Source organism: Pseudomonas acericola (SeqCode), assembly GCF_053456465.1.
In genome coordinates this window covers 179,473-202,602 of the sequence record NZ_JBRFJB010000008.1, presented here as the reverse complement: position 1 = coordinate 202,602, position 23,130 = coordinate 179,473, and the positions used below count along the sequence as shown (strand labels likewise).

At 63.3% G+C, this 23,130-nt stretch carries 18 protein-coding genes; 12 read left to right on the top strand and 6 right to left on the bottom strand.

The genetic code is table 11. The features are described 5' to 3' along the window. Window positions 1-6: 6 nt before the first annotated feature. From ACU688_RS24380 to ACU688_RS24365, 4 genes are all read right to left on the bottom strand, one after another. Window positions 7-3,378 (bottom strand): amino acid adenylation domain-containing protein, encoded by a 3,372-nt coding sequence (locus ACU688_RS24380; RefSeq protein WP_448186685.1) that lies wholly within the window; start codon window positions 3,376-3,378, stop codon window positions 7-9. After that, window positions 3,375-4,322, bottom strand: coding sequence for a diiron oxygenase (locus ACU688_RS24375; protein WP_448186684.1), 948 nt, complete (start codon window positions 4,320-4,322; stop codon window positions 3,375-3,377). The genes ACU688_RS24380 and ACU688_RS24375 overlap by 4 nt, the downstream gene beginning before the upstream one ends. Further along, on the bottom strand, window positions 4,319-5,077 hold the full coding sequence (locus ACU688_RS24370; RefSeq protein ID WP_448186683.1) for a DUF3050 domain-containing protein: 759 nt from the start codon (window positions 5,075-5,077) through the stop codon (window positions 4,319-4,321). Before ACU688_RS24370 ends, ACU688_RS24375 begins: the two co-directional genes overlap by 4 nt. Before the next feature lie 346 nt (window positions 5,078-5,423). Further along, window positions 5,424-6,134, bottom strand: a complete 711-nt coding sequence (locus ACU688_RS24365) for a GntR family transcriptional regulator (RefSeq protein WP_448186682.1) — start codon at window positions 6,132-6,134, stop codon at window positions 5,424-5,426. Between the two features lie 333 nt (window positions 6,135-6,467). Between ACU688_RS24365 and ACU688_RS24360 the strand changes: the two genes are divergently transcribed. The 12 genes from ACU688_RS24360 to ACU688_RS24305 all read left to right on the top strand — a co-directional run bounded on the left by ACU688_RS24360 (window position 6,468) and on the right by ACU688_RS24305 (window position 20,168). Then, on the top strand, window positions 6,468-7,361 hold the full coding sequence (locus tag ACU688_RS24360; RefSeq protein ID WP_448186681.1) for a TauD/TfdA dioxygenase family protein: 894 nt from the start codon (window positions 6,468-6,470) through the stop codon (window positions 7,359-7,361). 14 nt (window positions 7,362-7,375) lie between these two features. Further along, window positions 7,376-8,401, top strand: a complete 1,026-nt coding sequence (locus ACU688_RS24355; RefSeq protein ID WP_124526295.1) for an ABC transporter substrate-binding protein — start codon at window positions 7,376-7,378, stop codon at window positions 8,399-8,401. Between the two features lies 1 nt (window position 8,402). After that, the gene (locus ACU688_RS24350) at window positions 8,403-9,254 is read left to right on the top strand and encodes an ABC transporter ATP-binding protein (protein WP_448186680.1); all 852 of its coding nucleotides are present in this window, start codon (window positions 8,403-8,405) and stop codon (window positions 9,252-9,254) included. 10 nt (window positions 9,255-9,264) lie between these two features. After that, on the top strand, window positions 9,265-10,113 hold the full coding sequence (locus ACU688_RS24345; RefSeq protein ID WP_207040836.1) for an ABC transporter permease subunit: 849 nt from the start codon (window positions 9,265-9,267) through the stop codon (window positions 10,111-10,113). Window positions 10,114-10,212: 99 nt separating this feature from the next. Continuing rightward, window positions 10,213-10,839: a TonB family protein gene (locus ACU688_RS24340; RefSeq protein WP_448186679.1), complete on the top strand. Its 627-nt coding sequence runs from the start codon at window positions 10,213-10,215 to the stop codon at window positions 10,837-10,839. A gap of 52 nt (window positions 10,840-10,891) precedes the next feature. Continuing rightward, complete coding sequence (locus ACU688_RS24335) at window positions 10,892-11,812, top strand: LysR family transcriptional regulator (protein ID WP_448186678.1); 921 nt, start codon at window positions 10,892-10,894, stop codon at window positions 11,810-11,812. Between the two features lie 230 nt (window positions 11,813-12,042). Continuing rightward, window positions 12,043-13,578, top strand: a complete 1,536-nt coding sequence (locus tag ACU688_RS24330) for an MFS transporter (protein WP_448186677.1) — start codon at window positions 12,043-12,045, stop codon at window positions 13,576-13,578. Window positions 13,579-13,592: 14 nt separating this feature from the next. Beyond that, window positions 13,593-14,651, top strand: a complete 1,059-nt coding sequence (locus tag ACU688_RS24325; RefSeq protein ID WP_448186676.1) for an HlyD family secretion protein — start codon at window positions 13,593-13,595, stop codon at window positions 14,649-14,651. Then, the gene (locus ACU688_RS24320; protein WP_448186675.1) at window positions 14,648-16,093 is read left to right on the top strand and encodes an efflux transporter outer membrane subunit; all 1,446 of its coding nucleotides are present in this window, start codon (window positions 14,648-14,650) and stop codon (window positions 16,091-16,093) included. Before ACU688_RS24325 ends, ACU688_RS24320 begins: the two co-directional genes overlap by 4 nt. A 74-nt stretch (window positions 16,094-16,167) precedes the next feature. Further along, a complete protein-coding gene (locus ACU688_RS24315; protein ID WP_448186674.1) occupies window positions 16,168-16,677 on the top strand; it encodes a sigma-70 family RNA polymerase sigma factor in 510 nt (169 codons plus the stop codon). Next, window positions 16,674-17,624: a FecR domain-containing protein gene (locus ACU688_RS24310; RefSeq protein WP_448186673.1), complete on the top strand. Its 951-nt coding sequence runs from the start codon at window positions 16,674-16,676 to the stop codon at window positions 17,622-17,624. Before ACU688_RS24315 ends, ACU688_RS24310 begins: the two co-directional genes overlap by 4 nt. Before the next feature lie 93 nt (window positions 17,625-17,717). Further along, window positions 17,718-20,168: a TonB-dependent siderophore receptor gene (locus ACU688_RS24305; RefSeq protein ID WP_448186672.1), complete on the top strand. Its 2,451-nt coding sequence runs from the start codon at window positions 17,718-17,720 to the stop codon at window positions 20,166-20,168. Window positions 20,169-20,228: 60 nt separating this feature from the next. Here ACU688_RS24305 and ACU688_RS24300 read toward each other — a convergent pair whose 3' ends face one another. Continuing rightward, window positions 20,229-20,936: a DUF3142 domain-containing protein gene (locus tag ACU688_RS24300; RefSeq protein ID WP_448186671.1), complete on the bottom strand. Its 708-nt coding sequence runs from the start codon at window positions 20,934-20,936 to the stop codon at window positions 20,229-20,231. Continuing rightward, on the bottom strand, window positions 20,933-23,098 hold the full coding sequence (locus ACU688_RS24295; RefSeq protein ID WP_448186670.1) for a PA5441 family protein: 2,166 nt from the start codon (window positions 23,096-23,098) through the stop codon (window positions 20,933-20,935). The genes ACU688_RS24300 and ACU688_RS24295 overlap by 4 nt, the downstream gene beginning before the upstream one ends. Window positions 23,099-23,130: the final 32 nt, after the last annotated feature.

Here is a 23,130-nt window from a genome sequence, read left to right as displayed (position 1 = left end):
CGCGGTTCAGAGAAAGCCGATGGCCTGTAGGTAGTCGCAACCCCGACGTAACAACGCCGGGGTTTTTTCCGGGTAGTGCGCACGCATTTTTCGCACGCCCCGGCGCGCGTTGGCGTGATGGATCATCGCGGTATCGCCGATGTCTTCACCCAGGCCTTCCAGGTAAAAGCCCAACACGCCAAACAAGGCGTTGTCGCGGCCTACCGTTTGCAGCGCGCGTTGCCAGCAGGCCACGCTGACCCGCTCGAACCGGTAACCTGCCTGGCTGAACGCATCGAGGTAGTCATTCCAGCTCAGTGGCTGTGGATTGTGCAGGTTGAATACGTTGCACCCGGGTTCACACTGGCCACAATGGAAAGCGAGAAACTGCGCGAAAAAGTCCACCGGCATCAGGTCGTGGTTCGTCTCCAGGCGTGGCATCAAACCCAATTGCAACGAGCCCTTGAGCATCAGCATCAGGCGGTTCTTCTGCGGCTGACAGACCCCGCTGCGGCTGTTGAAGCTGATATTGCCCGGACGCAGGATATTCACCCAGGCGCCTTGTTCCACCGCACGCCCGATCAGCCGCTCGGCGACCCATTTGGACAGGTTGTAACCGTTCTTGATGTACAGCGGCAGGCTGCTCGCGGCAGGTGCTTCGAGGACGTGCCCTGCGGCGTCGATACTGCTGCACGCCGACAGCGTCGAGATGAAATTGAAGACCTTCTTGCAGCAGGTTTCACACAGGCGCAGGCATTCCAGTACCGGATCGACGTTGTCCGGGGCCAGCGTGGCATAGTCCAACACGTGGTTGACCCGCGCCGCGTTGTGCACCAGCACACCGAAGTCCCCCGCGAGGTGTTCGTACACTTCATCGGCCAGGCCCAAGCGCGGCAGGCTGATATCGGCGGCGTACACCTGCACCCGGCTCAGGTCGAGGTGTTCCAGGCGGTACTCGCCCAATGCCTGGGCAAAGCGGTCCTGCGGCGAATGCCCGGGTGACTCGCGCACCAGGCACGCGACCTGGGTGGCCCCACCGGCCAGCAGCGCCTCGACGATATGCACACCGATAAAACTATTGGCGCCCGTCACGATGACCTTGCGCGAGTCGCCCGCGCGGTCCGTGGCCAACATCTGCATTGACAGCGCCCGCTCGGCATCGCGAATTGCTTGGTTGCACGGCGCGGTAGAGGGAACGCCATCCGCCATCAGTGAGGCGAGTGTGCGAATCGTCGGTGCTTCGAAGAACCGGTTCAACGCGAGGCTGCGGCCAAACCGCTCGCGGATACGCAGCAGCAGCGTCGAGAGCAAGATGGAGTGCCCGCCGAGGTTGAAGAAGCTATCGTCGATAGACAACTCGGCCACGGGCACTCGCAACAACTCGCTCCACAGGTCTGCCAACTGTGCTTGAAGCGGTGTTTGCACCGGCTGGTCGCTGGCACTCGACATCTCTCGGTCCGACAAGCTCAGCAGTGCCTGGCGATCGACCTTGCCGTTGCTGGCGCGCGGCAGGTTCGGCAACTCGGCCCACACGCCAGGTTGCATGTAGTCCGGCAGCCGCTGGCGCGCGTACAGCTTGAGCGCCGTTAGCGTGGCACCGGGCTCTGGCTGGGCGACCACGGCATGGATTCTGTGCTCAGGCCCCACCACCACGGCCACCTGGCGGTACAGCCGACTGTCGCGCAGGCACTGCTCCACTTCCTGCGGCTCAACGCGAAACCCGCGAATCTTCACCTGCCGGTCACGCCGCCCGCCGAGCACGATGCCGTCGCTTGTCCACTGCGCCATGTCCCCACTGCGATACGCCTGCAAGGTCTGGCCGTCGGGCAATGCCAAGGTCACGAACGGGTTGTCCAGCGGTTGCACGGCGTCCACATACCCCAGGCTCACCCCCGGACCGACGATAAACAGTTCCCCCATCACCTGTTCGTCCACCGGTTGCAGGTCGTCGTCGAGAATCAGCACTTGGCTGTTGGCGATGGGATGGCCCAGGGCGCAATTGCTGTCACCCGGTTGCAGGCGCCGGTGGGTGACCAGCACCGTAGCTTCGGTGGGCCCGTAGAGGTTGTGCAGTTGGCACTGGCCGGCCAACCGCTCGATCACATGGGGTTCGCAGGGTTCACCGCCCGTCAGCAAGTGCTGCACCCCCAAGGGCGGGTCCGGCGGCAGGATGCTAAGCAGCGCCGGCGGCAGAAACCCATGGGTGACGCGCTGCTGGCGGATCAGGGCGACCAATTGCTGCGGATCACAGCGTTGCGCCTCGCTGGGCACGATCAACTGTGCGCCGGCGATCAGGCTGGGGAAAATATCCATCAGCGAAGCATCGAACCCCAGCGAGGCGAATTGCAGCACGCGGCTGTCTTCACTCAGGGCCATGCAGCTGGCAAACCATGCGGTGAAATGCGCGAGGTTGCCTTGGCTGAGCTTGATGCCCTTGGGCCGGCCGGTGGTGCCTGAGGTGAACAGCACCATGCAGGGGGCATCCAGGCTGGGTCTGTGTTGCAGCAATGCTGGCGTGGTGGCCTGTTTGTCGATGGCGCTGACATCCAGCGCAACAAATTGCTCGCGCAACGGATGCCGACCATTGTCGAGCAACACGCAGGCCCCGGCGCTTTCCAGCAGCGTGAGCTGGCGTTGCGGTGGATGTTCCGGCGCCAACGGCAGGTACACCGCGCCGCAGCCCAGCAGCGCAAGAACGCTGGCGTACAGCGCAGCGGACTTCTCCAGGCACACACCGACCACTGCGGGTGCCGCAAGATTGCCCAGCAGCGGTCGTAGTTGTTGCTGGATCGCCAGCGCCTGAGTGTGCAATTGCCGATAAGTCAGCACATCGCCCGCGATGTTCAACGCCGGCCGCTCGGCGAAGGCCTGAAGGCTGGCCTGCAAGCGTTCGATCATGGGCACTTGGGCGGCTTGCAGCAGTTGAGGGTCAGCCGTGCGATTGAACCGATGCAGGAACGCCATGGCGTCCAGGCCCAGCAAGCCCTGTTCAGGCCACGTGTTGGCGCAGGCCTCGCTGGGCCAATAGCCTGGGTCGCGGGCGAAGCCGCTGATGTGCAGGGCCACCCATTGCGCCAGTGTGTCGGTCGCCCGCTGACGCAAGCGCTGGCCGTTGCCGCTCGGTTCCTCGGGTGTCTCCAGGGTGGCTAGCAGCCGTTGTTGGTGGTCGTAAGCGCGCAGTTGCAAGGCGGGCAGGCCGTGGTCGGTCAGTGGGCCAACCCCCAGGCGCAGGCTGATCCTGGGCACTTGGGCCAGGTGGGCTGGTAGCGGCAGGCTGGTATCTTCGATGACCAGATCGGCCACCTCATGCGCAGTCCCATGACCGTATTGTTCGACCCACTGCTGCACGGCCTGCAAGGCTTTGCTGGTGCCAACCCAGCCGATGTGCAGGCGCCTCATGACGTGCTCCCGGCGATGGGCAGAAAATCCCCCAGCGCCTGCGCCACACTGGGCGTGTGCAGCAAACCGCTGCGGTTCAGGAAGGCCATGATGTTGCCGACCAGCGGGTGATGGCGTGTGATGGGAAACACCAGTGCCTCGACTTCATCTCTCAGTGCCTGGCGGACCGCCGTGTTGACGTTCAGGTGTTCGATCAATTGCAGGTCAAAGCGCTGTTGCAGGTCGTTGGTCAGGTAGTGCGCCAGGAACGTGGGTAGGACGTGGGCGATGGCGTCGCGATCCGCCGCGCTTGCCGCTTGCCAATAATGCTGCACCAGGTGTGTCCAGAACTGCGCATGACGCCCCTCGTCACACAGATGATCCGCCATCAAGCCGCGCACGGATGCTTTCACGCTGTGGTCTTTGGCGAATGCCGCCACATCGTGGGTGACGGTATTTTCCGCAATGGCCACGCCGATCAGTTCCACGGCATCGTGCAGGTGCTTTGGAGTCTGGGCCAGCGCGAGCGGCAGGGCGCGGCTCAGTTCGATCTGATGCGGCAGGTCGAGCGGTGGGATGCCGGTCATGTCCACGGTCTGTTGCAGGAAGTCCAGCGCGACCAGGGCGTGATAGTCCTCATCCACCACCACCGTCATCGCGGCGTAACGGACGGTGGCAGGGAAGGGCAGCGGGAAGCGGTTCTTGGCAATGCTGCGCGCGGTCTTGTCGACGATCTCGGTCTCGAAGATCACCACGTCGTTGATGAATTTGTAGAAGCTCTGCAGCAACACAAAGTCGCGCCATTGCGGGCACTGTTCAATAAACGTCGCGCTGAGCGCCAGCGGTTGGCGTGACAGCGGATAGACCAACTTGTCGTCGTCTTCCAGCAAGCGGCGCGGGCGTGTGCGGACGGTGGCGCGACGCTCCCAGTCTTCGGCCACGCGGTGGTAATCACTGACATTCATGGGCGCACCTTCTGCAACGCGGCGCGCACGTCGTCCCAGAGCGCGATGCGACTGTCCACGGCCGCGAGGGCGATGTCGGCAGCTTGCTGCTGGCGCTCGGGGTCTGTGCCGGTGAGGCATTGCAGCAAGCGCTGGGCGCCTGGCCCGTGGTCGTGGGTGTCCAGTTCGATATGGCGATTGAGGTAATGGCTCAGGGTGGGGGCTCGACGCTGGATGATTTCGCAGCCCTTGAGCAAGCGTTCGAACATGGCTGGGATAACACTCTCCCGACCATGCAGGAAGGCCGCTGCCACGCAGTGCGTCGGCGCATGCAGCGCGATATCCATGGTCTTGGCGACAAAGCGCACCAAGCCCGGCAGGACATCAATTTGTTGCAACGCGGCAGTGGCGTTCACACCTTGGCGTTGCAGGGCGATGAAGGTGTCGATGGCGAGGGTGCTGGCGCCTACTTCTGCCATCGCATCCCGGTACAGCTCGAAATGACTGCAATGACCGCGCTCCAGGTGCTCGTCCGACTCTTCGCTGAGCACGATTTCATTGATCAGCCGTGCGGCCTCGGAGTTGGTCGGTGGGAGCCAGGGCAGCTGTGTGCATGTCAGGTCTTGTTGCAGACGTTTGGTCAGGGTCATGAAGTCCCAGACGGCAAACACATGGTTCTGCATAAATACTTGTAACTTGCCAAGTGAATTGATTTCGGTAAATAACGGATGAGTGCACATCAGTGATTTTTTTTGTTCTAACACAAGTTGGTACATGGTTGATGCCTATGAGTTGCGGCGACTGCTCTGACAGCCGTAATGGCTTTTACAGATGAAATAAGACCCGTAATGCTTAAACAGAATGCGCAGGGCGCCTGCAAAAGCACGGGCTTGCGCAGTCGATTGAAGTATTGGATTTATTGAAAAGATAATAAGCTGATTAAACGTTTGGATGAGCTTATGAATGCATTAGATGTTTTTTCGAAAAGTTACTGTGTGCGTAACTTGTAGAGTTGTTAGTGAGACGTTTCCCTGGCAAGTGCAGGCTTTATTTAATGGAATGTTTTTATAATCGCGCGGGGTTTCCTGGATGGGACGGTTACCCCGCAATGCCCGAAGTGCACTAACGTGCATCTTTCCTGTTGGCAGCCTCAAGACTGTTCAGGTAGGTGGTGATCACCTCCATGCCGCGCGTCAGGTGATTGCGCAGCGTCAGCACGCTTTCATCGACTTTCTTCTGCGTCACCAGGCTCAGCAGTTCACGGTGGTCTTCCTGGGACGTCTCGCCCAGGCCCATCGCTTCAAGGTTGAAGCGCAGGAAGCGTTCTTCCTCGTTCAAACCGTGCTCAACCAGCGTCAGCAGCCGCTGGTTGGGCGCCTTGCCATACAGCGCCATGTGGAACAGACGATTGAGGCGGCCCATCTCGGAGTAGTCCTTTTCCCGCTCCAGGGCACTGATGCAGGCGTCCGCCTCGGCGATGTCGGCCTCGGTGAGCAGCGGAATCGACAGGCGCAGCGCTTCGGACTCCAGCAACATGCGCAGGGCGTAGGTTTCCGCCGAATTGTCTTCGATCAAGGGTGCAACCACGGCGCCTTTGTGGGTCACCACATGCAGCAATGATTGGGCTTCGAGCTGGCGCAAGGCTTCGCGCACCGGCATGCGGCTGACCCCGAACAGGCTGGCCAGCTCTTGCTGGCGCATGGCAGTGCCACAGGGCAAGCGGCCGTCGAGGATGGCATTGCGCAAGGTTTCTTCAATCACGGAACGAGCTAGATGGGCGGGGATGGGCCCGCTGACTCGGATGCTACTCAAGGGGTTCGGCTTCTGCGTCACGACTACGCTGTCCTCCTTATTAAAATGGGCTGGCGCCAATTGGATCCAAAGAACACTAGAGGCTGCCCTACGGCTTGTCAAACAGGCAAGAATTGCCGCTTGTAAGCGGTTAAACACCTGGCTCAAGGCGCCCACATCGGGCTTTTGCAGCGTCTTACACGTCGGTGTCATAGTGCTATGAACTGAGCGCTTCGTCGCCCTTGTTTATGCCTTAACCGCCGTACGGCATGGGTTTCGGCGGCACTTTCCCGTATATGTATATTCGCTAACGGTATTTAAAGTGCGGTTCTTATATCTATAAAGTCACTCTCCTGTCTGACCGGGAGTGACCTCATGTCCGCCACCTCTACTCTTCCAACAGTGACTTCTACCGCCCAACGTTTTGAGATTCGCCCGCTGCCCGGCAGTGTCGGCGCCGAGATCATTGGCCTGGATTTGTCCCGACCGGTCAACGACGAGGATTTCGCGCGCATCCACCGCGCGCACCTGGATCACCATGTGGTGGTGTTCCGCGACCAACGCATCACCCCTGAGCAACAGATCGCCTTCAGCCGCCGTTTTGGTGTGTTGCAGATCCATGTGCTCAAGCAGTTCCTGCTGGCCAACCACCCGGAAATCCTGATCGTCTCCAACATCATCGAGAACGGCCAATCCATCGGCCTGGGGGACGCGGGCAAGTTCTGGCATTCGGACCTGTCCTACAAAGAACTGCCGAGCCTGGGCTCGATGCTGCACGCCCAGGAGCTGCCGTCCGAAGGCGGTGACACGCTGTTCGCCGACATGCACAAAGCCTGGGACCAACTGCCCGAGCACCTGCGCCAGGCCGTCGAAGGCCGCAGCGCCGCGCATTCCTACACCGCGCGTTACAGCGAGACCAAATTCGAAGGCAACTGGCGCCCGACGCTGACCCCCGAGCAGCTCGCCCAGGTCGCCGAAGTGGTGCACCCGATTGTGCGCACCCACCCGGAAAACGGCCGCCAGGCGCTGTTCGTCAGCGAAGGTTTCACCACCCGCATTGTCGGCCTGCCGGAAGACGAAAGCCGCGACCTGCTGGCCCAGCTCTACGCCCACAGCGTGTTGCCGCACAACATCTACCGCCACCAATGGCAGCCCCACGACCTGGTGTTCTGGGACAACCGCTCACTGATCCACCTGGCCGCCGGTTGCCCCAGCCACCTGCGCCGCAAACTCTTTCGCACCACCATCCAGGGCGACGCGCCTTTCTGATTCGGAGCATGACCATGTCCAAGAGAATTCCATTCGCACGGCTGGCCGCGACTGTCGGCCTGGGTGTCAGCCTGTTGGCCGGCAGCCTCGTGGCGCCGACGGCCGCGCAGGCCGAAGGCGAGATCCGCATCGCCGAGCAGTTCGGCATCGTCTACCTGCTGCTTAACGTGGTGCGCGACCAGAACCTCATCGAGAAATACGGCAAGCAGGAAGGCATCGACATCAAGGTCGACTGGACCCAGCTTTCCGGTGGCGCAGCGGTCAACGACGCATTGCTGTCCGGCTCCATCGACATTGCCGGCGCCGGCACCGGCCCGCTGTTGACCATCTGGGACCGCACCCACGGCAAGCAGAACGTCAAGGCGGTCGCCTCCCTCGGTAACTTCCCTTACTACCTGGTGAGCAACAATCCGAAGGTCAAGACCATCGCCGACTTCACCGAAAAGGACCGCATTGCCGTGCCGGCAGTAGGCGTTTCCGTGCAGTCGCGTTTCCTGCAATACGCCGCCGCCAAGCAGTGGGGCGACAAGGAGTTCAATCGCCTCGATAAGTACACCGTCGCCGTCCCGCACCCCGACGCCACCGCAGCATTGATCGCCGGCGGCACCGAGTTGACCGGGCACTTCTCCAACCCGCCGTTCCAGGACCAGGCCCTGGCCAACCCGAACGTGCACGTGGTGTTGAACACCTACGACCTGTTCGGCCCGAACTCGCCGACCGTGCTGTTCGCCACCGAGAAATTTCGCAACGACAACCCGAAAACCTACAAGGCCTTCATCGACGCTCTCACCGAAGCCGCGCAGTTCGCGCAGAACGACAAAGGCGCCGCCGCCGACACCTATATCCGCGTGACCAAGGCCAAGATCGACCGCGCCGAGCTGCTGAAAATCATCGACAACCCGCAGTTCGAATTCAGCATCACGCCGAAAAACACCTACCCGCTGGCGGAATTCCTCTACCGCGTCGGCGCCATCAAGAACAAGCCTGAATCGTGGAAGGACTACTTCTTCCAGGACGCCAAGCCGCTGCAAGGAAGTTGAGATGAACGCGCCCTTGCAAGGCCACGCGGCCAGCAACCTGCACACCGCCGCCCCGTTGCTGGCGGTGGATAACGTCAGCCTGGAATACCGCACCCCCGAGCGCGTGGTGCGGGCCACCCACCAGGTCAGTTTCGAGATCGACCCGGCCGACCGCTACGTGCTGCTCGGCCCCTCGGGTTGCGGCAAGTCCACCTTGCTCAAGTCCATCGCGGGGTTTATCAAACCCTGCGAAGGCGAGATCCGCCTGCTCGGGCAAAAGGTCGAGCAACCGGGCCCGGACCGCATCGTGGTGTTCCAGGAATTCGACCAGTTGCCGCCGTGGAAAACCGTCAAGCAGAACGTGATGTTCCCCTTGCTGGCGTCCAAAACCCTCAAGCGTCGCGAAGCCGAAGAACGTGCGCTGCACTACCTGGAAAAAGTCGGCCTCAGCGCCTTTGCCGATGCTTACCCGCACACCCTTTCCGGCGGCATGAAAGCCCGCGTGGCGATTGCCCGCGCGCTGGCCATGCAGCCGAAAATCCTGCTGATGGATGAACCCTTCGCCGCCCTCGACGCCCTGACCCGACGCAAGATGCAGGAAGAGTTGCTGCTGCTCTGGGAAGAAGTGCGCTTCACCCTGCTGTTCGTCACCCACTCCATCGAAGAAGCGTTGGTGGTGGGCAATCGCATCCTGTTGCTGTCGCCCCATCCGGGACGTGTGCGCGCAGAAATCCACAGCCATCAATACGACCTGCACAGCCTGGGCGGTGTGGAATTCCAGGCGTCGGCGCGGCGGATTCATCGCCTGTTGTTCGATGAAGCGCCCGAGGCCGAGCAGGCGCTGGGCTTCGCCGATATTCGCATCGCTTACTGAGGGGCAACCTGTGCGCCAAGAATACGAAATACACCTCGAACCCCTGCTCAGCGTCCCCGTGGAACGCGAGCTGCCCCTGCGCCAACGCCTGTGGCAACAAGGCTGGCTGCGCAAAGGCCTGATCCTCATCGTGCTGGCGATCCTCTGGGAAGCCGTCGCGCGCTACCAGAACAATGACCTGCTTTTGCCGAGCTTCCTGCAGACGTTTGCAGCGCTCTACGACGGCCTGCTCAGCGGCGAGTTGTTGAGCAAGGTGAGCATCTCGCTGGTGGTGCTGCTCAAGGGCTACCTTATCGGCATCGTGCTGGCATTTGCCCTGACCACGCTGGCGGTCTCGACCCAATTGGGCCGCGATCTGCTCAGCACCCTGACCTCGATGTTCAACCCGCTGCCGGCGATTGCGCTGTTGCCGCTGGCGTTGCTGTGGTTCGGCCTGGGGCAGAACAGCCTGATCTTCGTGCTGGTGCATTCGGTGCTATGGGCGTTGGCGCTGAACACCTATTCGGGGTTTCTCGGCGTGTCCGAAACCCTGCGCATGGCCGGGCGCAACTACGGCCTCAAGGGCATGCGCTTCGTGTTGTTTATCCTGATCCCGGCCGCACTGCCGTCGATCCTCGCCGGCCTCAAGATTGGCTGGGCGTTCGCCTGGCGCACGCTGATCGCCGCCGAGCTGGTGTTTGGCGCCACGAGCGGCAAGGGCGGGCTGGGCTGGTACATCTTTCAGAACCGCAATGAGCTGTACACCGACAAGGTGTTTGCCGGGTTGGCCGTGGTGATCCTGATTGGCCTGCTCGTGGAGAACCTGGTGTTTGACACCTTTGAGCGCCTCACCGTGAAGCGTTGGGGCATGCAGCGCTAAACAGGAATGATTGCTCTTTGTCCGCCGTGAACCCGATAATGCGGGCCGATTTCGACGCTGCGATGGCGTCGAGCGGTTCTGGTAAAAGGATTTACGAATATGCGCTTTTTTGTCTTGGCGGCGGCCTTGTTGTTATCGACCTCGGCGTTGGCGGAGTTTGTGCCCGAGGCGGTGTCCATGCCCAAACCGGTTTATCCCGCGTCGTTGACCAACACCCAGGGGCACGCGCGCATCAGCCTGAACATCCACAACGACGGTTCGGTCAGTGATGTAAAAGCGCTCTCCGCCACCCGCCCCGAGTTCGGCGTAGCGGCGGTGGAGGGCGCGCAGCAGTGGCGCTTCAAACCCTGGACGGTGACGGCCGAGCGGCTGGCCGTGCTGGAGGCGCAGAACGACATGATTTTTACGCCGGAACCGCCGAGGAAGGAATCCGAACAGCTGACCTTCACCCAAACGACCTATCAATCCTGCAGCGCGTTGAACGACGAAGTCAGTCAGTTCCGCCGCGATCACCCCTCCCGCCCGCTCGTCCAGATGAAGAGCTTTGCCATCACCCGTGTTGCGGTAATGTTCTCGGCGCTGAGCGGTAAAAGCGACTACAACGAAAGCCTGGTCCAGGCCGACGAGCTGGAAAACGCCCTGCCGGACATCGTGAAAAAGTGTCAGGCGAACCCCAAAGCCACCTACGCCAATTACCTGCCCCGCAGCCTGCGGCGCTACCTGTAAAGCCTGCTACGATTGCGTGCAATTCACTCCCAACGAACCACGAGTGCTTGGCATGCAACTACCGGACATGAACCTGCTGGTCGCCCTCGACGCCTTGCTCGACGAGGGCAGCGTCGTCGGTGCCGCGCGCCGCATGAACCTCAGCCCGGCGGCCATGAGCCGCACCCTCACGCGTATTCGCGAAGCGGTCGGTGACCCGATCCTGGTGCGCGCCGGTCGCGGCCTGGTGCCGACGCCAAAGGCGTTGCAGCTGCAAGCCCAGGTGCGCAACGTGGTGGAGCAGGCGGCGCTGGTGTTTCGCTCGGCGGACCAGGTGGACCTGAGCACCTTGCGCCGTCGTTTCAGCGTGCGCGCCAATGACTTTTTCATCGGCGTGTACGGCGGCCGCCTGTTCGACACCATGGAACGCATGGCCCCGCTGTGCGAGCTGTGCTTCGTGCCCGAAGGCGACACCGACGACGAAGCGCTGCGCGAAGGGCGCCTCGACCTGCGGGTGAGCAACACCCAGCCCGCCAGCCCCGAAGTGAAGGTACAGAACCTGTTCTCCACGACCTTTGTCGGCCTGGCGCGGGAAGACCACCCACTGTTCGACGAAGAAATCACCGCCGCACGCTTTGCCAGTTACTCCCACATCAGCATCTCGCGGCGCGGCATTGCCCGTGGGCCGATCGATACCGCGCTGAACGCCCAGGGCCTGGAGCGCCGCGTGGCGATGATCGCGCCGGGGTTCCACGGGGCGATGTTCATGCTGCCCGACTCCGACCTGATCCTGCCGGTGCCCAAGGAAGCGCTCTACAGCGCCAACCGCCTCAAGCTGCCGCTGCGCGCGTTCGCCTTGCCGATCTCTCTGCCAACGCTGGTGTTGGCGCAATCCTGGCACCCGCGCTTCGACAAAGACCCGGCACACAAGTGGCTGCGCGAGACCATGCGCGAAAGCTGCCACGCCACCTGGCTCGAAGCCCAGCCCACCTAAACGTTGTGAACCCGGTCCATGTGGGAGCTGGCTTGCCTGCGATAGCGGTCTGCCAGTTGATACAACTGTGCCTGACCCACCGCTATCGCAGGCAAGCCAGCTCCCACAGGATTTTGCGTTGGGTTTGGGAGTTGCGTCTGGCGCACTTATAAGCTGCCGACATGTAACTTTTTGTCATGGGTTAGCCTGATTAAACTGCTCGGGTATTTACCATTCCGAGTTACCCGTTCATGACTTCCCTCGCTGCCCCCGCACTCCAGGCCGCAGCCAAACCCGTTGCCATCACCCCGCCCGTGTTCGGCCCGCGCATCATCATCGGCCTGGTCGGCGTGTTGCTGGCGGTGCTGGTCTCCGGCCTCAATGAGATGGTCACCAAGGTCGCCCTTGCGGACATCCGTGGTGCGCTGTACATCGGTTTTGACGAAGGCACCTGGCTGGTCGCTGCCTACACCGCCACCTCCGTCGCGGCCATGGCGTTTGCACCCTGGTGTTCGGTGACGTTTTCCCTGCGCCGTTTCACCCTCTGCGCCATCGGCCTGTTCACCTTGTTGGGCATACTGTGTCCGTTCGCGCCGAACTACGAAAGCCTGTTGCTGCTGCGCACCGTGCAAGGCCTGGCCGGTGGCGCGCTGCCGCCGATGCTGATGACCGTGGCGCTGCGTTTCCTGCCGGCCAACGTCAAGCTGTACGGCCTGGCCGGCTACGCGCTCACCGCCACCTTCGGTCCGAGCCTCGGCACGCCGTTGGCGGCGCTGTGGACCGAATACGTCGGCTGGCAATGGGCGTTCTGGCAGATCGTCGCGCCGTGCCTGTTGGCGATGGCCGCCGTGGCCTACGGCCTGCCGCAAGACCCGCTGCGCCTGGAGCGCTTCAAGCAATTCAACTGGCGCGGCCTGCTGTTGGGGTTCCCGGCGATCTGCATGCTGGTGATCGGCATCCTCCAAGGCAATCGCCTGGACTGGTTCGAGTCGGGGCTGATCACCTTCCTGCTCAGCGGCGGCACGCTGTTGCTGGTGCTGTTCATGATCAATGAATGGTCGCACCCGATGCCGTTCTTCAAGCTGCAAATGCTCGGCCTGCGCAACCTGGCGTTTGCCCTGATCGTGTTGGCCGGGGTGTTGATGGTGCTGACCTCGGTGATCATCATCCCCTCGAGTTTTCTCGCCCAGGTGCAAGGCTATCGCCCGCTGCAAACCGCGCCGGTGATGTTGCTGATGGCGCTGCCGCAATTGATCGCGCTGCCGCTGGTGGCGGCGCTGTGCAACCTGCGCTGGGTCGATTGCCGTTGGGTGCTGGGCATCGGCCTGGGCATGTTGGTGCTGTGCTGCGTCGGCAGTGCGCACCTGACCTCGGCGTGGATTCGCGACGATTTCTACGGCCTGTACCTGCTGCAAATCTTCGGGCAACCGATGGCAGTGTTGCCGTTGCTGATGCTCTCTACCGGCAGCATCCAACCCACCGATGGGCCGTTCGCCTCGGCCTGGTTCAACACCGTCAAAGGCCTCGCCGCCGTGATCGCCACCGGCGTGATCGACACGCTGACCACCCAGCGCCTGCACTTCCACTCGACCATGTTGGTGGACCGCCTGGGCAACTCGCCCCTGGCCGACGGCGACGCGCCGGGCCTGGCGCACCGCCTGCACGAGCAGGCCGTGGTGCTGACTTCTTCGGATCTGTATTACGTCATGGCCGCGGTCGCGGTGGCGTTGATCCTGCTGATTTTCTGGATGCCCACGCGGATCTTTCCGCCCCGTGCACCGACTTGATTAAAGGACTGTTCATGAAACGCAAAGACAAAATTGCCGTCACCGTTATCGCCGTATTTGCCGTCGGCGTGCTGGTTTATCTGGTTGCTCCGAGCGTGCTCGGCAGCAAGCGCCAGACCACCAACGACGCCTTCGTCGCCGCCGATTTCACCCTGGTGGCGCCGCGTGTGGCCGGCTTTATCAAGGAAGTGCTGGTGGAGGACAACCAGCGCGTCAAGGCCGGGCAACTGCTGGCGCTGATCGACGACCGCGACTTTCGCGCCGCCGCCCAAGCCGCCGACGCCGATACCCTGGTTGCCCGCGCCCAACTGAAAAACGCCAGCGCCACCCTGGAGCGCCAAAGCTCGGTGATTGCCCAGGCCCAAGCCACCGTCGCCGCCGACCGCGCCGAAATGGCCTTCGCCGAACACGAGCTGAACCGCTACAACCACCTCGCCGGTGTCGGCGCGGGCACGGTGCAGAACGCCCAGCAGGCCAAGACCCGCATCGACCAGGCCACCGCGCGCCTGGCCAACGCCACGGCGGTGCTCGCGGCCGAACGCAAGCAGGTGGAAATCCTCAGCGCCCAGCGCGACGCCGCCGAAGGCGGGCTCAAACGCGCCCAGGCCGCGCTGGAAATGGCCAGCTATCAACTGTCGTACACGCGCATCGTCGCGCCGGTGGACGGCATGGTCGGCGAGCGTGCGGTGCGCGTCGGCGCCTATGTGACGCCGGGCAGCAAGATCCTCGCGGTGGTGCCGTTGGCCGAGGCCTACGTGGTGGCCAACTTCCAGGAAACCCAGCTCTCCCATATGCACGCCGGCCAAGCCGTGCAGGTGCGCGTCGATAGCCTCGACGGCGAGTTGCTCAACGGCCATCTGGAAAGCCTCGCACCGGCGACAGGGGTGACGTTTGCTGCGGTCAAGCCGGACAACGCCACCGGCAACTTCACCAAGGTGGTGCAACGCATTCCGGTGAAGATCGTGCTGGAGCCGGGCCAGGCGTTGACTGAACGCCTGCGCGTCGGCATGTCGGTGGAAGCCAGCGTCGATACGCAACCGGTGGCACAGCAGCGTGAGGTGGCCCAGCAATGAAACGAGTTGCCTGGCTCACCTTGAGCCTTATCAGCCTGAGCGCTTGCACCGTCGGCCCGGATTTTCACAAGCCGCAAAGCGCAGCGGTGACGCAATGGAGCGAACCCCAAGGTCGTCAGGCCGCCAGCCGCGCCGTCAGCGATCCGTTGCAAGAACGTTGGTGGGACGTGTTTCACGACGAACAACTCTCGGCCCTGACCCGCCGCGCGTTCACCGACAACCTCGACCTGAAACTCGCCAGCAGCCGCCTGCAACAAAGCCGCGCGGTGCGCCAGGTGACCACCGCCGAGCGTTACCCCAACGTCGACGCCAGCGGCGCTTACCAGCGCAAACGCAACAGCGGCAAAGGCTTGAGCGACCCGTCCGGCGAGAACGGCCGCGCGGCGTTCAACCAATGGGATGCGGGCTTCTCGGCGTCCTGGGAGCTGGATTTCTGGGGCCGCGTCAAACGCGAAACCGAAGCCGCCGACGCCACCTTGCAAGTCGCCGAAAACGACCGTCGCGCCGTGCTGCTCGCGGTGCTCGCCGAAACTGCCCAGGACTACATCCAACTGCGCGGCGTACAAAACACCCGCGCCGTCACCGAGCAAAACCTCGACGTGGCGCGCCACAGCCTCAAGCTCTCGCAACTGCGCCTGGCCGACGGCGTGGCGACCGACCTGGACGTGGCCGAAGCCGCTGCCCAAGTCGCCACCATCGAAGCGCGCCTGCCGGATTTGCAGCAGCGCCAGGACCAACTGATCAACGCCCTGAGCCTGCTGATGGGCGAGCCGCCGCAAGCGCTGCACGCGCAACTGTCCAAAGACGCCGCCGTGCCGCAAACCCAGCGCCAGGTCGCCATTGGCCTGCCGTCGGAGTTGGCCGAACGGCGCCCGGATATCCGTCAGGCCGAAGCGCGCTTGCACGCGGCCACCGCGAATATCGGCGTGGCCAAGGGCGATTTCTACCCGCGCATCACCTTGTCCGGCAGCCTGGGTTCCCAGGCCATGCAATTGGCGGATTTCGGCTCGTGGGGCTCGCGCGCTTTTGCCTTCGGCCCGCAGTTCAGCCTGCCGCTGTTCAATGGTGGGCGTCTGGAAGGCATGCTCAACCTGCGCGAAGCCCAGCAACAGGAAGCGGCGCTGGCGTACCAGCAAACCGTGCTGCGCGCCTGGCATGAGATCGACGACCAACTGACCCGCTACAACGCCAGCCAACTGCGGCGCGACAGTCTCGCCGAAGCGGTGCGGCAGAACCAGATCGCCCTGGTCACGGCGCAACACCAGTACGTCGAAGGCGTGGTGGATTTCGTCAACGTCCTCACCGTGCAAGGCGCGCTGCTGGCCACGCAAGAGCAGTGGGTGGAAAGCTCCACCGGCGTGTCCCTGGCCATGGTTGGCCTGTACAAAGCGTTGGGCGGCGGTTGGGAATCGGTGTATCCGCTGCACACCGCCGGGCGTTAAGTACAAAGAGTTTTTGTCAGTCGCGAAATAAACTGTAATGATAATTGCTCTCAATAGTGTATCTGAGCTTTTTCATGGACAGCGCGACTGACGGCCAGCAACAGCTTCACCTCCTGTACCGCGACCATCACGGCTGGCTGCAAGGCTGGCTGCGCCAGCGCTTGGGCGACCGTGAGCACGCCGCCGACGTGGCCCAGGACACCTTCCTGCGCTTGCTGGTGTCGGGGCGTTTTCCCGGTGACAAGGAAAGCCGCAGCTACCTGGTGCAGATCGCCCGCAACCTGGTGATCGACCAATGGCGGCGCCTGCGCATCGAGCGCGCCTACCTGGAAAGCATCGCGCACCTGCCCGAGCCCGAGTCGCCGTCCCTGGAAACCCGCGCGCTGATCCTCGAAACCCTGATGCAGATCGACGCCATGCTCGACCGCATGCCCGACAACGTGCGCCGTGCCTTCCTGCTGTCGCAGTTCGAAGGCCTGAGCTACGCGCAGATCGCCAAACGCCTGGGCGTCAGCCTCAGCTCGGTGCAGAAGTACATGACCCGCGCCATCGTCGCTTGCTACCAAGTGGCCTACGCCGAATGAGACACGACGCACCCATCGCCCCGGCCGTTGTCGAGCAAGCCAGCGAATGGCTGATGCTGCAATGGGGCGGCGACCTGCAGGTTGAGCAACGCCAGGCCTTTGCCCAGTGGCAGGCCGCCGACCCGGAACACCGCCGCGCCTGGCAACGCTTGCAGCACCTGCAACAAACCCTCGGCGGCGTGCCCGCCGACAGTGCCCGCGCGGTGTTGCGCGACACCCCGGACCCCCAGCGCCGCGCCGCCCTCAAGCTGCTCGGCCTGCTGCTGGTGGCTGGCGGCAGCGGCTACCTGGTGCAGCGCAGTGAACCCTGGCAAGCGGCGTTCGCCGAACATCGCACCGCCACCGGTGAAATCCGCCACGTCACCCTCAGCGACGGCACGCGCCTGGACCTCAACAGCGACAGCGCGGTGGACCTGCGCTTCAGCGCCACCGAGCGGCGCATCCGCCTGATCCGTGGCGAGATCTTGTTGACCAGTGGCCACGACCCTTCACGCCCGCTGATCGTCGAAACCCCGGCCGGTGATGTGCAGGCGCTGGGCACCCGTTTTGCCGTGCGCGAATTGGCCGACGGCAGCCGCGTCGATCTGTACGAAGGCCGCCTGCGCGTGACCCCGCTGCACGGCGCGGCGGTGCAGATGAATGCCGGCGACAGCCTGTGGTTCAACCCCCGGCAAACCTCGGCGCTGACGGCGGTGGACGTCAACCGCAGCAGTTGGACCGAGCACCGTCTGATCGCCGAGCGTCAGCCGCTGGGTGAGTTCGTCGCGCAACTGAGCCGCTATCGTCCCGGGCTGCTGCGCTGTGATCAGGCGGTGTCCGGGCTGTTGCTGACCGGCGTGTTTCCGCTGGACGACACGGACGCCATCCTCGCCGCGCTGGAGCGCTCGTTGCCGGTGCAGGTCCAGGCAGTCACGCGCTACTGGGTGACGATCAAGGCGCGGGTCTGAAAAAAATTTTGCAAAGCACTTGTCGGTTTCTGCGGCCCGCTCGGGATACCTCTTGAAAGCCAATCAAGAAGCGATTTCACGGGGAGTCCAGTAATGCCGCACCACCCAATCCAACCCTTGGCCCGCGCCCTGCGCCGTGGCTTGTTTGTCGGCCTGCTGGCGACGGTGCCTTTGGCGCCGAGCCTGGTGCAAGCCGCCGAAAGCGCCGAAACACAGCGCGCCTACAACATCCCGGCGGGCAACCTCGACCAGGCGTTGAACCGCTTCGCCAGCGCCTCGGGGATTTTGCTCTCGGTGGACGCGTCGCTCACCGAAGGCAAGCGCAGCGCCGGCCTGCAAGGGCGTTTTGCGGTGGGCGCCGGGTTGGAGCGGTTGCTGGCTGGCAGCGGGTTGGTAGCGATGCAGTCCCAGGGCGGTTGGTCGTTGCAGGCGATTTCCGGCGGTGGCCCGTTGCAATTGGGCGCGACGCAGATCAGCGGCGAGCAGGCGCAAGAAAACGCCTGGGGCCCGGTGGACGGCATCGTCGCCACACGCAGCGCCTCGGGGAGCAAGACCGACTCGGCGCTGGTGGAAATCCCCCAGACCATCAACGTGATCACCGCCGCCGAGATCAAGGCGCGCGGTGCCCAGAGCGTGACCCAGGCGTTGCTCTACACGCCGGGCATGGCGGCGGGCGGCTTTGCCGACCGGGTCAAATTATTCGATGAGCCGACCTCGCGCGGCTTCTCGCCGACGCCGCTGTACCTCGATGGTTTGCACCTGCCCTACGGCGGCGGCAGCACCGGTGGCGCGTTGCAGATCGAGCCGTACTCGCTGGAACGCATCGAAGTGCTCAAAGGCCCGGCCTCGGTGCTGTACGGGCAGAACCAGCCGGGCGGCATCGTCAACATGGTCAGCAAGCGCCCCAGCGAAACGCCGGTGCATCAGGTGGTACTGGAAGCCGGTACCTATGAGCACAAAAGCGCGGCCATCGACCTCAGCGGCCCGCTGGATGAGCAAGGGCAGTTTCTCTATCGCCTGACCGCCTTGGCCAACGACGGCCAGGACGAGATCAATTACGTCGAAAACAAGCGCCAGTTCATCGCCCCCAGCTTCACCTGGCGGCCCAACGACGACACCAGCGTGACCCTGTTCGCCCAGTACCAGAAAGACAAAGGCGTGCCCGAGGCCCAAGGTTTGCCGGCGTCCGGCACGTTGTGGGCCAACCCCAACGGCAAGATCAAGCGCGACCTGTTTATCGGCGAGCCGGGCGTCAACCAGTACAACCGCGAGCAGTACGTGCTGGGCTACGAGGTTTCCCATCGCCTCAACGACACCTGGACCCTCAAGCAAAACGCGCGCTACGCCGAGGTCGACGACCGCTATACCGCGCCGTTGCACGGCTACGCATTCATCGCCAACCCGGCCACCGGTGTGCAGGACCAACGCTACCTGCAACGCTACGCGGTGGACTGGGCGCAGAACAACAAAGTGTTTGGCGTCGACAGCATCGCCCAGGCCGAATTCGACACCGGCGCGCTGGCCCATACGATGATTTTCGGCCTGGATTACTACCACTCGGGCTCGTTGTTCCACGGCCTGTACGACCGTACTGCGCCGGCGATCGACCTGTTCAAGCCGGTCTACGGCCAGCGCATTGACTATCGCCAGCCGTACCGCTGGGACCGCACCCTGAGCCAGACCGGCCTATACGTGCAGGACCAGATCAAATGGGACAAATGGGCGCTGGTGCTCGGCGGACGTTATGACTGGGCCAGCGTGGTCAACAAGGAGCCGATGCAGGACAGCCGTTTTGCCAGCAAGGACGAAGCCTTCACCGGCCGCGCGGGCCTGGTGTACCTGTTCGATAACGGCCTGGCGCCGTTTGTCAGCTATTCCGAATCCTTCCTGCCGCTGACGGGCACCAATGCCGATCACAAGCCGTTCGACCCCTCTACTGGCAAGCAATATGAAGTCGGCGTGAAGTACCAGCCACCGGGTCAGAAGAGCTTTGTACAAGCCTCGGTCTACCAGCTCGACCAGGAAAACGTCATCAACACCAAGCCCGGCGACACCTACAGCACCCAGAGCGGCGCCATGCGCTCACGGGGCGTGGAGCTGGAAGCCAAGGCCGTCCTCAGCGACGCCTGGGACATCATCGCCTCGGCCGCGCGCAACGACATCAAGTACACCAAGGACGAAGAGGGCCGCCAAGGTCGCCACCCGGCCGGCATCTCGCCGCTCACCGCGTCGATGTGGGTCAATTACACCGTGGTCGGCGACACCCCGCTGGCCGGCCTCGGCGCAGGCCTGGGCGTGCGTTACGCGCGGCAAAGCCTGGGCGATTACTATGAAGGCGCCTTCAACGTGCCGTCGTACAGCGTCTACGACGCCAGCCTGAGCTACGACCTGAGCCGTTCGCCGCTGAAACTCAAGGGCGTGAAACTGGCGCTGAACGTGCAGAACCTCACCAACAAAACCTACGTGTCGCAGTGCACCAGTGACCTGGATTGCTACTACGGCGAAGGGCGTACGGCGGTGTCGAGTTTGACGTACGACTGGTAGGTATTCCTTTGTAGTGAGCGGGCTTGCCCACTCACTGCAAGATGGGTCTGACGCGGGCGCCTATCGGGGGTTTTGCAAAAACACCACATACCCCCGAAACCACTCACTCCCTTTCAAATACCCCGGCTCCTCCCACACCCCACCCTGAATCAATCCCACCTTGAACGGCAGCCCCATGCGATTCATCCGTGGCAAATACGCCGCGTAATCCGCAATGCTGTGTCGCCCTTGATAGGTCTGCACCACCACTTCATCCACCACGCCCTTGAGTTGGGCGATGGCGGCCGGGTCGGCGTTGCTGCTCCAGTCCATCAGGCCGGTGATGCTCAGGCGCAGGTCGGCCGGCAGGCGTTGGCGCAGGTCGCGCAGGAAGTCGGCATATTCGTGCAGGTATTGGGTGCGGGCGTCGAAGTCGATCTGGATGCCGACCACCGGGTTGCCGGCATCGCGCCAGCGTTGCACCTGGCCGAGCACTTGGGTGTAGACCGGTTCGGGCCAGTGCAGGGTGTGGGCGCGGTAGACCACCCAGATGTCGCCGTGGGTCAGGCGCGGTACGCCGATGCCTTGGGCGATGAGTTGCACACCGCGTTGGGGCGCGCGGCGGGTGGAGTTGATCTGGCCCTGGAGGATGTACAGGGTGTTGGCCTGCTTGAGTACCGGCTGGGGCGAGACGCCGCTCCACAGCCAGAAGGCGTCGTAGTCGCGGGCGTCCACCGCGGCGAACGCCGGGCTTGCCAGGAGCAGCAAGCCGAGCCACAGGTGCTTCACCAGTAGTACTGCGCCGATTTGCCCCACTGGGTGTCGGCGAAACCGCTTTTGAGCTGGCGGAACCAGGCTTTGCGCACCGCCGGCGTCACGTCCTGGCCGCCGCAGCTGTTGTAGCCGGCCGGTGCGTAGCAGTTGATCGCCCGGAACAGCGCGTAGGCCTTGTCGTTCTTCGGCGCCTTGGCGTCGCCGATCACCTGTTTGTAGCCGTCCAGGCGCGAGAAGGTTTCGCCCTTGAAGTCCGACGCGCTACTGCCCAGGCTGCCGGCAGCGCGGGCCTGTTCCAGTGGCATGCCGTCGAGGTTGTTGCGCAGGATGAACTCACCGAGGCAGTTCAAGCCCTGTGGGTTCTTGGCGTCGGCCTGCAAGGTGGCGGCAGTTTGCGCGATGCTCGGGCAGGCATAGCCGGATTCGGCCTTGTCGCCGTTCCACTGAAACAACCGCAAGGTCTGGCTGGCGCTGTAGACATAGCCGAGGCTGGTGCCGAGCTTGTCCTCGGGGGCCGGCGTCGGCAGTTGCTTGAGGTCTTCGGCGAAGCTGGCGAACTGGCCGCGCAGCAGGTTTTTGTAGAGCAGCACAAATTGCGCCGTTTCACGCTCCAGCGGGTCGCTGGCCTGGGCGAGCTGTTGACGCAGCAAGTCAGGCCCGGCGACGTTGCGCAGCAAGATGTAGCGCACCTGCTTAGCGCTGATCGGCGAGTCGGCGGTAAACACTTTGGCCAACTGGCCGCTGCGCTCGTAATTCATGGCCAGGGCCAATTCCAGCTGGTCGCGTTGCAGCGGCTGCTTGGCCAGCGGCAGCAGTTGCAGCCACAGGGCCTCGGCGGCTTTCCAGTCTTTTTTATCTTCCAGCGCCAGTGCGCGCAGGGTCTGCTGGCTGAAGGCGAAATAATCCAGGCTCGACGGTACCTGCGAAGGCAAGTGCTGCAAGGCGCTGTCGGGTTGATGCTCGACGTACAGCGCATAAGCCGCGAGCAGGTAGTCGTACAGCGCCGGCTCATTGGCAAACACGGCTTTGCGCGTTGCGAGATCTTCACGGCTCAGCGTCGGCGGGTTGTGAGCGCGCATCCGCATCAGGTCGCTGACCAGTTGAATCATCGGCGTGTCGATCGGCCCGCCGGTCACCGACAGCAGTTTCACGTCGGCCTCTTCCACCAGCTCATCCACCGACACATTGCGCTGCGCCTCTGTCGCTTGGGTCAGCCCCCAGGCGTAGGCGTCGGCGAGCTTGGCGTTGTCGTCCGCCAGCCAATACACGCGACGCAGCAGGCCACGGGCGGAGGCGGTGTAGGCGCCTTGTGGATAAGTCTTCACGTAGTTGCCAAAACCCTGCTCGGCAGCGGCCAGCGCGGACTTATCCACACGCTCAAGGTTGGGCACACCGTATTCATCGTAGGTGTTGGCCTGGGCCTGGTTCAGCGCGGTGCGGGCGGTCATGTACAGCGCGGTTTCCTTCAGCCAGGGCGAGTTGGCGCTGGCGAGCGCCGAGAAGCCGCGCTCGGCCTCGGCAAAACGGCCGCTGTAGAAGTCGGCGGCAGCTTGTAGGTAGGTGCGAAACAGTTGGCCGTCGCTGGACTGGATCTGCTGCGGGTCGGCGATGACCGGGCCGTCCAAGTTGCAGGTAGTCAACAGTTGCAGGCGTGATTGAGCCAGCAGCGTACGTTCGGCTGCCGGCATGTCGGCCTTGACCACTTGGCGGATAAACGCGGTGGCGCTGTCATCGTCGTTGCTGCGGCAGCGGCTGCCTTCGCCGTTGAGGAAGGCTTCGCCGGCGGTTTTGTAGTCCTCGCGCTTGATGCCCAGGGGGGCCAGCAGGGTGTCGAGTTCGGCGGTGGGTGAGTCGTCGGAGTCGGGTTGCGTCTCGCCGCTGCCGACCGGGGTCAGGCGATACACCGCAAAGGGCACCGGGCCAAAACCCTGGGCCAGGTCATCTTCGTTCAAGGCGTTGGGGGTCAGTGCTACGGTCTTTTTGTCGGCCAGTAACAGGCGCAGGTTGACGCGGCTGTCGTTGCCCGGGCTCAGGAAGGGCAGGTTGTTGCACGTGTCGAGGCTGTCACGCGAGACCCGCCAGTCGGGGTAGCAAGAGTCGTCGGAGCTGGCCAGTGCCGGCAGGGAAGTACTGGCCAACAGAGCCAGTGCCAGGGGTGACAGAAAACCGATGCGCATGACGTGTCCTTGATCCTGAGTCCTTGGAGGGA